Origin of the sequence: Candidatus Aeolococcus gillhamiae, assembly GCF_016464765.1 — a bacterium.
In the GTDB taxonomy this organism is placed as follows: Bacteria; Chloroflexota; Dormibacteria; order Aeolococcales; family Aeolococcaceae; genus Aeolococcus; species Aeolococcus gillhamiae.
Map to the genome: position 1 here is coordinate 1 of NZ_JAEKNS010000021.1, position 10,682 is coordinate 10,682.

At 69.9% G+C, this 10,682-nt stretch carries 8 protein-coding genes; 7 read left to right on the forward strand and 1 reads right to left on the reverse strand.

Features of this window, described 5'->3' with window-relative positions:
- Nucleotides 1-95 precede the first annotated feature (95 nt).
- A complete protein-coding gene (locus tag JF886_RS01400; RefSeq protein WP_337308863.1) occupies nucleotides 96-662 on the reverse strand; it encodes a YIP1 family protein in 567 nt (188 codons plus the stop codon).
- A 123-nt stretch (nucleotides 663-785) separates the two neighbouring features.
- Here JF886_RS01400 and nadA point away from each other — a divergent pair, with 123 nt between their 5' ends.
- The 7 genes from nadA (at nucleotide 786) to JF886_RS01435 (ending at nucleotide 10,257) form a co-directional block, all read left to right on the forward strand.
- On the forward strand, nucleotides 786-1,763 hold the full coding sequence (gene nadA / locus JF886_RS01405; RefSeq protein WP_337308865.1) for a quinolinate synthase NadA: 978 nt from the start codon (nucleotides 786-788) through the stop codon (nucleotides 1,761-1,763).
- 23 nt (nucleotides 1,764-1,786) lie between these two features.
- A complete protein-coding gene (locus tag JF886_RS01410; protein WP_337308867.1) occupies nucleotides 1,787-3,292 on the forward strand; it encodes an FGGY family carbohydrate kinase in 1,506 nt (501 codons plus the stop codon).
- 336 nt (nucleotides 3,293-3,628) lie between these two features.
- On the forward strand, nucleotides 3,629-4,213 hold the full coding sequence (locus JF886_RS01415) for a hypothetical protein (RefSeq protein ID WP_337308869.1): 585 nt from the start codon (nucleotides 3,629-3,631) through the stop codon (nucleotides 4,211-4,213).
- On the forward strand, nucleotides 4,210-6,120 hold the full coding sequence (locus JF886_RS01420) for a phospholipid carrier-dependent glycosyltransferase (protein WP_337308871.1): 1,911 nt from the start codon (nucleotides 4,210-4,212) through the stop codon (nucleotides 6,118-6,120). Before JF886_RS01415 ends, JF886_RS01420 begins: the two co-directional genes overlap by 4 nt.
- Complete coding sequence (locus JF886_RS01425; RefSeq protein WP_337308872.1) at nucleotides 6,117-8,318, forward strand: hypothetical protein; 2,202 nt, start codon at nucleotides 6,117-6,119, stop codon at nucleotides 8,316-8,318. The genes JF886_RS01420 and JF886_RS01425 overlap by 4 nt, the downstream gene beginning before the upstream one ends.
- A complete protein-coding gene (locus JF886_RS01430) occupies nucleotides 8,315-9,430 on the forward strand; it encodes a mannosyltransferase family protein (protein ID WP_337308873.1) in 1,116 nt (371 codons plus the stop codon). The genes JF886_RS01425 and JF886_RS01430 overlap by 4 nt, the downstream gene beginning before the upstream one ends.
- Entirely contained in the window at nucleotides 9,427-10,257 is an 831-nt protein-coding gene (locus JF886_RS01435; RefSeq protein WP_337308875.1) for an amidohydrolase family protein, read from the forward strand. Before JF886_RS01430 ends, JF886_RS01435 begins: the two co-directional genes overlap by 4 nt.
- Nucleotides 10,258-10,682: the final 425 nt, after the last annotated feature.

Consider the following 10,682-nt stretch of genomic DNA (forward strand, 5'->3'; position numbering starts at 1 on the left):
GGCCCGGTGTCAGCGGACGCAGGCGCCGTGGCCCCGGCGGGGGTCCGGGCGGCGGCCTCGGCTGACAGGCGCGAGCACTCGCCGGCGCCGGCGGCTCACACCACGCCCGCCGCGTGCAGCGCGCTGAGGACGACCACCAGGAGGAGCAGAGCGCCGCTCAACGCCGCGTACGGGATCAGCGCGATCGCGACGGCGCTGAGCGCGGGGAGGTCGTAGACGGCGCGGACCGCAACTGCGTTGAGCGCGACGAACCAGCACACCACCGGGAAGGCCAGCAGGCCGACGCCGATGGAGAGTGCATCGCCGCCCCAATGAAGGCTGGCAGCCTGCACCAGCGCGATCGCCGCGTACAGCACCAGCACCGGGAATGTGAGGCCGCTCACCGCGAGGAGCGCACGCCGTTGCGGCGCACGGCCCATCAGCCGTGCTCCGGCGCTCACGAGCAGCCCTGACGCGAGCCAGAACACCACCAGCATCACCGGGACGGCGATCGACAGGATCACCGCCGCCGAACCACCGTTGCCAACGACGGCGGCACTGAGCTCGAGCCCCAGGCTGAGCACGCCGGTGATGACCACGGCAGTGGCGCCCGCGGCGCCGCTGGGTCGCGCAGCCGCAGCACTCAATGCTCGGCGAGGATGGATGACAGGCAGCGCGATCATCGACCCGCACTGTATGCGCCCCGTCGGCTCCGTCTCAGCTGGTCTGCGGAGCCCACCATCGCCGAGAGCGCTGCGGTATACTGACTAAGGTCAATCTGACCTAAACCCTCAGGAGAGAGCCCGGTGCTCGCCGTCCGTCCCACTGAGCAGGTCGCCGCCGACCCCGGCCTCCCGGAGCGGATCGACCGCCTCCGCCGCGAGCGGAACGCCGTCATCCTGGCTCACAACTACCAGCTGCCGGAGATCCAGGACGTCGCCGACTTCGTCGGGGACTCACTCGGTCTCTCCCAGGAGGCGGCGCGGACCGACGCGGACGTCATCGTCTTCTGTGGCGTTCACTTCATGGCCGAGACGGCAGCGATCCTCTCTCCGAACCGGACCGTCCTGCTGCCCGACCTGGCCGCCGGGTGCTCACTCGCCGACACCATCAACGCCGACCAGCTGCGCGCCTGGAAGGCGCAGCACCCCGGCGCGGTGGTGGTGTCGTACGTCAACACCTCCGCCGAGGTAAAGGCGGAGTCGGACTACTGCTGCACGTCCTCCAATGCGATCGCGGTGGTCAACAGCATCCCCGCGGACCGCGAGATCCTGTTCTGCCCGGACATGTTCCTAGGCGCGCACGTAGAGCGCATGACCGGTCGGCCGATGCACATCTGGATGGGCGAGTGCCACGTGCACGCGGGCATCGACCCTGCGCACCTCGACGCCGCCCGGCGCCGCCATCCTGACGCCGAGCTGCTCATCCACCCGGAGTGCGGCTGCACGACTTCGACGCTGTACCGATCCTCGTCGGGCGACCTCCCAGGCGCCACCACGGTGGTGACGTCCACTGAGGGGATGGTCCGCCGAGCCGTTGATTCGCCGGCATCGACGTTCATCGTCGCCACCGAGGTCGGCATCCTCCATCGCATGGAAAAGCTGGCCCCCACCAAACGATTTCTACCGGCCACTCCGGGCGCGATCTGTCCGTTCATGAAGATGATCACGCTCCCCAAGGTCGCGGCCGCGCTCGAGACGCTGTCGCCCCGCGTCACCGTGGCACCGGGCATCGCGGCGCGCGCCCGCCGCGCGATCGATCGGATGCTCGCCGTCCCGGTCTGAGCAACGCGGGGAGGGGCGACGCGATGAACGCACCGCGTGTCCTCGCCATCGACCAGGGCACGTCAGGAACGACGTGCCTGGTGGTCGGCGTCGACGGGCAGATCCACGGTCGCGCCCACGTCGACGTCGCGGTGCGCTATCCGCGCGACGGCTGGGTGGAGCAGGACGCGGAGGAGCTGTGGCGCTCGGTCCTTGCCGCGGCCCGCGCGGCGATCGACGATGCCGGCGGTCCCGCGCCGGTGGCCATCGGGATCACCAACCAGCGCGAGACCTTGGTGGTCTTCGAGCGCGATGGGCTGCGCCCGGTCGCACCCGCGATCGTGTGGCAGTGCCGTCGCAGTGCGGACCTGTGCGCCGCCCACCGCGATCGCGGTGAGGAACCGTCCTTGCGCGAGCGCACCGGCCTGCTGCTCGATCCGTACTTCAGCGCCACCAAGATGGAGTGGTTGCTCGCCGACCAGCCCGCTCTCCGCGCCCGCGCCGAGCGCGGTGATCTCTGCGGCGGGACGGTGGACACGTGGCTGGTGGCCCGGTTGTCGGGTGGCGCCGCGCTGGTCACCGACGCGAGCAACGCCAGCCGCACGCTTCTCTACGACCTGGTGCGGGGAGACTTCGATGACGAGCTGTGCGCCACGTTCACCGTCCCCCCCGCATTGCTGGCGGAGGTGCGCGCTAGCGCCGCCAGGGTCGCGGTGACCGATCCGGATGCCTTCCTGGGCTTGCGCCTGCCCATCAGCGGCATGGCCGGTGACCAGCAGGCCTCGCTGTTCGGTCAGGCCTGCCTGCAGCCTGGGATGAGCAAGAACACCTACGGCACCGGTTCGTTCGTCCTGGTCAACACCGGAACCAGCGTGCCTTCGCCCGTGCACGGCCTGCTCGGCACAGTGGCGTGGCGGCTCGGGGAACAGGACACCTTCGCGCTCGAGGGCAGCATCTTCGTCACCGGTGCCGGGCTGAGCTGGCTGCGTGACGGCCTCGGGCTCATCGCGGCTGCCGACGAGGCCGGTCCGCTGTTCGATTCAGTTCCGGACACGAATGGCTGCATCTTCATCCCCGCGCTGGTGGGACTGGGCGCGCCCTACTGGGACCCAGCCGCCCGCGGCGCGCTGCTCGGCCTGTCCGCGGGTGTGACCCGAGCCCACGTCGTCCGCGCCGTCGTCGAGGCGATGGCGTACCGCACCCGCGATGTCATCGAGGCCGTCGAGCGGGGCGCCGGCATTCGGCTCGAGGAGCTCCGCATCGACGGAGGCGCCAGCGTCATGGACGGGCTCTGCCAGTTCCAGGCCGACCTGCTCGGCCTGCCGGTCACGCGCGCCGGCTCCGCGGAGACCACGGCGCTCGGCGCTGCCATGCTGGCAGCGGTGGGAGAGGACCTCATCGAAGCCCCAACAGGAGTGGAGGCGGCGTACCGCCCCGGAAGATGCTTCAACCCAGCCCATCCGGGAGAGCGGCCAGGCGAGCAATACCAGGCCTGGAAAGAAGCCGTCGAGCGCGTGCGATCGCACCAGAAGAGCCAGAAAGCACGCTGAGCGAACCAAGAACCACCCTACCACCCTCGCCGAGATGCCGCCATGGCTCACAAAAGTACCGTCGGCGCGTCCAGCACCGAGGAGTGACAAGGGGCGAGGATCTGCCTCGCCCCTCTTAACAGAAAAGACCGGGGAGCGAACCCCCCGGCCTTTCAGGAAGGGAATGAGTTTCCTGTTTGGGGGCGACTTTCGTCGCCAGAGACCAATGTAGCGAGCGCCTGGCCGAAAAGCAGTAAACGTCCAGTCAAGTTTTGTAAAGTGATGTAAAGGCACCCGGGACGGTCATTCCAGCGTCCGGACGCCCATTCCGGTGGGCCTTGCGTATGCTCCGAACCCTTGCCGAAGGCCGCACGCCACCCGATCCTGTACGACGTCGAGCGCTGGCGCAAGTACCGCACCTGGCTGCTCCTGCCCGCGACTGTGTTCGCCCTCACCTCGGTCTTCCTGACGGCGCTCAAACCGACCTCGGGGGGCGCCGTCGGCTACGCCGTGGTGGCCGCCAGCCTCTTCGCGGTGGCCACCTCGCTGTGGCTGCGGCAGCGCTTCACGTACCTGGTTCGCGAGGACGATCGGCTGGTCGTCCGCTCCATGGCGGCGTCGCGCCGCCTCGGTAGCGAGGACATCGACAGGGCGCGGCTGATTCGCCTCAGCGCGGTGTTCAACCGGCCCGAACGCCGGCGTCTGCTGCCGCGCCCCACCGATCGCTGGCTGGCCACCGAGGCGATCTCGCTGCGCCTGCGTGACGGCGTCGACCTCCGCGCTCTCCGCCGCGTGGTGGGCCAACGCTGCGTAGTCGATGACCTGCTGGTCGTCCCGGTGGCCGACGCCGGCGGTCTGCTCGCCGAGGTCGTCAGGCACGTGAGCCCGCCGCCCCCTGTGGCGCCCAGCGGCGGGCGCCGGCGCAGGGCACGACGGCGGTGACGCGGGCGCGTCTGCGCAGCTGGTGGCGCCCTGCGCCGCGCCTGCCGCGACACCAGCGCGATGACGGCGGCGAGCCGCTGGTGCGCACCGGGCTGCGCGGGTTTCTCGCGCTGGAGCGCCGCGACGTGGTCGCGGTCGTCGCCCTCGTGGTCGTCTCACTGTTCCTGCGCTTCGCGAGCCCCATCCTCCCCGACTTCCTGTCGGGTAGCGGTGGGGTGAACATCTCCGGCATCGGCGCGGCCACCTCGAACAACAGCCCGCCGCCCGAATGCACCGACGTCCCGGTGGGACCGCCGGGAAAGGACTCGACGGGCACCGTCGTCACGCACACCGACGTCAAGCGCTGCGGCTTCATCTTCGACGAGATCTACTTCCCGGTCGACGCCGCCAGGGACCTGCGCCAACCTGCGGAGTCCTACTTCGATCCGGAACCGCCGCTCGCCAAGCTGCTGATGGCGCCGCCGATCGCAACCATGGGGTTCACCACCTGGTCGTGGCGGGTGAGCACGGCCATCTTCGGCAGCCTGCTCGTCGGTGTCGTCTACCTGCTGGCGCTGCGGCTGCGCCGCGACCGCTGGTTCGCGGGCCTGGCTGCGCTCTTTGTGTCGCTCGACGGCCTCGCCTTCGTCGAGGCGCGCACCGGGGTCATCGACATCATCGCCATCTTCTTTGTGGCCCTCTTCTACTACCTCTTCCTTCTCCACTGGCAGGCGAGGACGCGGCGCCAGTGGCGTGCCACGCTGTACCTCATGGCCCTCGTGGCGGGCCTTGCCTTCGCGGCCAAGTTGACCGCGCTGGCGCCACTCGTGGTCGCGGCCGCGCTGATCGTCGCACGCGGAATCTCACCGTGGCTGGCCGGCCTGGTCCCGGCGGTGCGGCGCATCGCCGGCCCGCGGCGCCATGAGGTATCGATGTGGCGGGCGGCCGCCGGGCGGGTCGCGCTGGTCCACTACACGCTCGCGATCCTCATCGGCGGCGCTATCTTCTGCGCGTCGTTCTCACGCTACCTGACCATCCCGCACACCGACGTGTACCGCTTCACCGCATGCGAGCCGGGGACCACGGGCCTGACCGGAACGGCTGACGCCATCCAGGTGCCGACCATGAAGATAGGATCCGCCACGCTGCCCAACCCGGTGCAGGCGATCGCGGACATCTCCGACGTCATGGCCGCCGGCCTGCAGTACCACGAGCAGGAATGCCACAGCCACCCCTACGCATCACGCTGGTACACGTGGCCGATCGTGTATCACCCCGTCCTCTTCTACTACGTGCAGACCAACGCGGTGCTCCCCGACAACCCCACCGTCTCGTCGATCACCGACATGGGCAATCCCGCAGTGTGGTGGCTCTCCATCCCCGCTCTGCTCGCGTTGGTCTGGCGCCTGAGCCGCGGCCCGCCGTGGTGGCGTCTGCTGGTCGGGCTGGTCGGGCCGGCCTCGCTGGCCACCATGATCATCACGTTCCACGCTGCACAGAAGCCCGACACCGTCAGCGTGCGCGTCTCGCCCGGCGCGCTCTTCACCGCCGCCTTCGTCGGCATCATCCTCTTTGCCGCGCTGATCACCGTCAGCGCTGTCGTGTCGCGACGGTTCGTCCCCGCATTCATCGTGCTCGGATACCTCACCTCGTGGATGCTGTGGGTGATTGGCAACGAGCGCCGCGTACTATTCTTCTACCACGCCTTGGGTATGCTCATCTTCGCAGCGCTGGCGTTCGCCTATGTGCTGGCCGGGCTGCGCAACACCGTGGTCCAGGTGCGAGGGCGGCGCATATCGCTCGCGCCGGTGACGTGGGCGGCGACGCTCGCGGTGGTCGCGGGATTCATCTTCTTCTACCCGGTGTGGACCGCTGTTCCCATGCCTGACACTGACCACCAGATGCGGCTCTGGGTCGACGCCTGGTGACGTTCGTCTGGCTGACGGTGGCAGCTCTGCTGCTCATCGCCGGCGCCCTGGCGGCCGGATCGCTGCCGCGGGTTGACCTGCGCATCGAGGAGCGCGTCCTCATCGGGATCGTCGCCACCATCCTGGTGGGGAGCGCGCTGACCTACTTGCTCACTCTGGTTGCCGGGCTGGGGGTCGCCACCGTTCTCGGGGGCAGCGCGCTCACCGTGCTGGCGTTCGCCGCTCCCTCGTGGCGCACGCCAGCATCCGCGGTCGCCGTGTGGACGGGAGGGTGGGGTGCGCTGATGGCGCCCGAGCAGCGGCGCCATCGCCTGGGTCTCGGTTTCACCGCGTTGGCGTCGACCGTCGTGTTCATCATGCTGTTCGCGCACACCCTGGGAACCGACGCCGCCGGCAATCTCAACGCCGGCTTCCAGACGGTCTGGGCGGACTGGTCGCAGCACCTCAGCACTGCGAGCAGCTTCTCGGTGGCGCACAACCTTCCGCCGCAGAACCCGCTCTTCAGCGGCCAGGACCTGCGCTATCCCTTCTTGCCGGATTTCCAGTCGGCCACGCTGATGGTCCTGGGCGCGTCGCCGCCGTTGGCGCTGGCGCTCCCGGGGGCGCTGCTCGCCGTGTGCATTACCCTGCTCATCACCGTGCTGGCGGTGCGCCTGGGGGCGGGCCTTGTGGTGGGTGCTCTGGCGGCGGCGATCTGCCTGGTGGGTGGGGGGCTCGGCTTCACCGGCATCCTCGCGGACGCGTGCCTGCACCACGGCTTCGGCGCCGCCCAGTGCAGCTGGTCGGGGCTGGCGGCGCATCCCGGCGACATCCCCTCGATCGTCGCCGGCACCATCCATGACCTCCCCGGCTTGGTCGCGGCCCAGCCGCGCGCCTATGACGGCCTGCTCACCCCCGCATCCGTCCAGCCTCTGCACAACCAGCAGTGGTACACGCCGCTCTTCGCCTGGTGGTTGCCCCAGCGCAGCATCCTGTACGGGTTCTCGGGCGCGCTCGCGGCGCTCGTCCTCGTCCTCGCCGCGGTGCGTTCTCCGCGCCGCGGCTACGAGAGCTTCGCCCTCGCCGGACTACTGCTCGGACTGATGCCGCTCATCCACATCCACACGCTGATCGCCATGGCCATCGTCGCAGTCGTGCTCGCTGCCCGGTGGCGACATCGGGGCTGGCTGGTGGCCGCGGCGGTCACGGTCGTCGTGGCCACGCCACGGCTGGTGTCGCTGGTGGGCGGCCCGCACGGCTCGGCTGCTGACGGCAACGTCTTCCCAACCGTGGAACCCGGATGGATGTACCTCGCGGACGCCGCCCGACCGGTGCTGTCGTTCGGCTCGCTGGTGAGTGGCGTCGGCGGCCTTGTGCGGGCCGTTCTCACCCCGCAGTACTGGGGCTTCTGGATTGCCAACACGGGGGTGGCCCTGCCGCTCTGCGCCGTGGTGGCGCTGGCGGTCGCACTGCGGCGCGTGCCGGGAGCCATCGGCACCGCCGCGCTGCGAGTGCGCTCGCTGTTCGCCGACGACCTTGTGTCGGTCGCGCTGGCATTCATGGCCGTGTTCGTGGTCGCCAACCTGGTCGTGTTCCAGTCCTGGGATTGGGACAACACCAAGCTGTTCGCGTACTGGTACCTCGGCGCGGCGCTGCTCGTCGCCACCCTGGTGGTCCGCTGGTGGCGGCGCTGGTGGCGCGGGGCCGTGGCCGCGGTGACGGTCTCGACCGTGCTGCTCACCGGACTGCTCGTGTTGGTGAGGCTGTTGCCCTGGACCCCGCCGCAGGACTCCGTCGGCGGACCCTACTCGACCGCGACGACCGCGGATGCGCAACTCGCCGCGCACGTGGCTGCCGCGACACCGTCGAACGCGGTGTTCCTCACCGAGGGCAAGCCGAACGATCCGGTCCTGACACTGGGGGGCCGGACTGCGGTGATGGGCTACTACGGCTGGCTGTGGAGTTACGGCACCGACTTTGCCAGCCGCCCGCAGGATGTTCGCACCATGCTCGAGGGTTGTTCGACGCAGAAGCGGTCGGAGTGCGCGGTGTTCGGTTTGCTTCGCGCGTACCGGGTGGACTTCGCGGAGATCGACGACCGAATCGGCGACGCTGGTGTCTTCGACACGCAGGTCAACGTCAGCTGGTGGGCGTCGCAGGGATTCCCGGTGGTGGCACGGAGCGACCACGTCACGGTGTACGACGTGCGCGGCGCGTGAGCGCGGTGGCTCTGGGAGTTGCCGACCGGCGGGTCGCCGCACGCGCGGTGCTCCCCGCCTACGCGACCGCCAAGGTGCTCACTCTGGTGGCCGTTGCCCTCGCCGTGGTGCGCCACGACGGTGCGCTGACGTCGACGTCCCTCAGCCAGGCGTTCAGCCACTGGGACGCAGTCTCGCATCTCGACATCGCCGGCCACGGCTACCCGTCCCAGCTCGACTATCACGATGCCTTCCCGCCCGGCTACCCGCTGCTGATCCGCGCCGCCTCGGTGGTCACGCGCGACCTCGTCCTCGCCGGCGTCCTGGTCAGCGCGCTCGCCGAGCTGGCCGCGCTCGTGTTCATTCACGAGCTCGTGCGGCACGAGCGCGACGCCGGCGTGGCACGTTTCGCGGTGTGGGCCGTGGCGCTGGCGCCGCTCGGGTTCTTCCTCACCGGCGTCTATACGGAGAGCTGCTTCATCGCGGCAGCCGCGCTCGCCCTGCTGCTGATGCGCGCCGGCCACATGCGCGGCGCCGCGCTGGCCGGGGCAGTCGCGGTCGCCATGCGTGTCACCGGGATGGTGCTGCTTCCGGTCCTCGCCTACGAGCTGGCGCGGCAGGGCCGGATTCGTCGGGACGGTGTCTGGCTCGCCCTCGTCCCGCTCCCGCTGCTCCTCTTCGCCGCCTACCTGCGACTGCGCACCGGAGACGCGCTCGCATTCCTGCACGCGGAAACGCTGCCGTCCTTCGGTGAGGCCGCCGCCTGGCCGTGGGACGGGCTGAACACCACGTTGGCAACCGCGGCCGGCAGCACCGACCCAACCAACCGGGCGATCTTCGTACGCGAGATCATCGCGGGCGTGTTTGGCTTCGTGGCGGTGCTGGCGTCGTGGCTCGACACTCGGTTGGCGCGGTCGCTGGCCGTGTACGCCACGCTGGTGTGGCTGAGCGCCGTCTCCCTCACGTTCTGGCGCTCGGTCCCGCGCTATGACCTCGCGCTCTTTGCGGTGGTCATCGTCGTTGCCGATCTCACCGCCCGGATCCGAGCGGTGCGTCCGGTTCTGGTCGAGGCGAGCGCCGCCGTGCTCGCCTGGGGCGCCTACGTGTTCGCCGAGGGAGGCTGGGTCGGGTGATCGTCGACGCGCACGTCCACATCCTTCCCGACCGGGTTCGCGAGAACCTCGACGTGGTCGCCGTCGGCGAACCCTGGTTCGCCGCCTGCCACGCGCGCGGTGAGCGGGTCGCGTCGGCCGAATCCCTGGTGGCTGCGATGGACGAACAGGGTGTCGACCGCGCCGTGTGCTTCAGCTGGCCGTTCGCCGATGCTTCGACGTGCGCCGAGGCGAACGATTACGTGGCCGCGGCGGTGCGGCGGTACCCCGACCGGCTCAGTGGCTTCGGTGTCGTCCAGCCGCTGGACGCGGCCGCCGCCACCGAGGTGACCCGCTGCGCGCGCGTAGGCCTCTCGGGAATCGGCGAGATGAACGCGGACGCGCAGGGGTGGGGGCTGCTCGACGACGCTGTGGAACCGGCGGTGCAGGCCTCCGTGGACGCCGGGCTGCCGTGGACGCTGCACTGCAGCGAGCCGGTGGGCCGGCAGTACCCCGGCAAGGGCACGGCGACCCCGGACCGGCTGCTCAGCTTCGCGCAGCGCCACTCCGAGCTGACGCTGATCTGCGCGCACCTGGGTGGAGGGCTTCCGCTCTTCGCGCACATCCCCGAGGTGCGCGCGGCGTGCGCGGGCCTGTTCTTCGACACCGCCGCGCAACCCTTCGTGTACGCGCCCTCGGTGTACCGGGCCCTTGTCGACGGCATCGGTGCCGACCACATCCTCCTGGGCAGCGACCACCCGCTGCTCGACGTGCCTCGGTACTTGGCCGCTCTTGACGCGGCGGGCGTCCAGGCCTCCGCTCGCGATCTGATCACCGGGGCCAACGCCGCCCGGCTTCTGCACCTCTGAGGGCGGTGGCGACCGTCGTCACCATCCCGTCGCCGTTTGATGGTTCGTTTCGTGGTCGGCGCCCCCGCAGAGTCAGCGGTGGCGGAGTGTCCGGCGCCCGCCAGCCGGGCGCTTCGCCCCTCGCGGCTTCGCCGCGTGGGGACCCCTGTGTTTCACAGGGGCGAGGCAGATCCTCGCCCCTCATCAGGTCGAAGTGAATTCGACCTGATACACCCCACTCCTCGGCGTTTGGCGCGCCGACGGTACCTTTGCGGGCCATAACGGCTTCGCTTGGTTGGTGGTGGACCGGTGTTTCTAGGTCGCCTGGTGGTCTTCGCGCGTCCTTTGGTTCAGCAGGCACACTTCTCGGTCGTGTTCACTCCTGAGACGCTTGAGATTGCCATGGTCTCGTTCGAGGGGCCGGACCAGTACAGCCAGGCCGGCGG

Bases quoted from the DNA above. Each gene is read 5' to 3' on its own strand.
- JF886_RS01410 (WP_337308867.1), top strand. From the start codon at position 1,787: ATGAACGCACCGCGTGTCCTCGCCATCGACCAGGGCACGTCAGGAACG.
- JF886_RS01400 (WP_337308863.1), bottom strand. From the start codon at position 662: ATGATCGCGCTGCCTGTCATCCATCCTCGCCGAGCATTGAGTGCTGCG.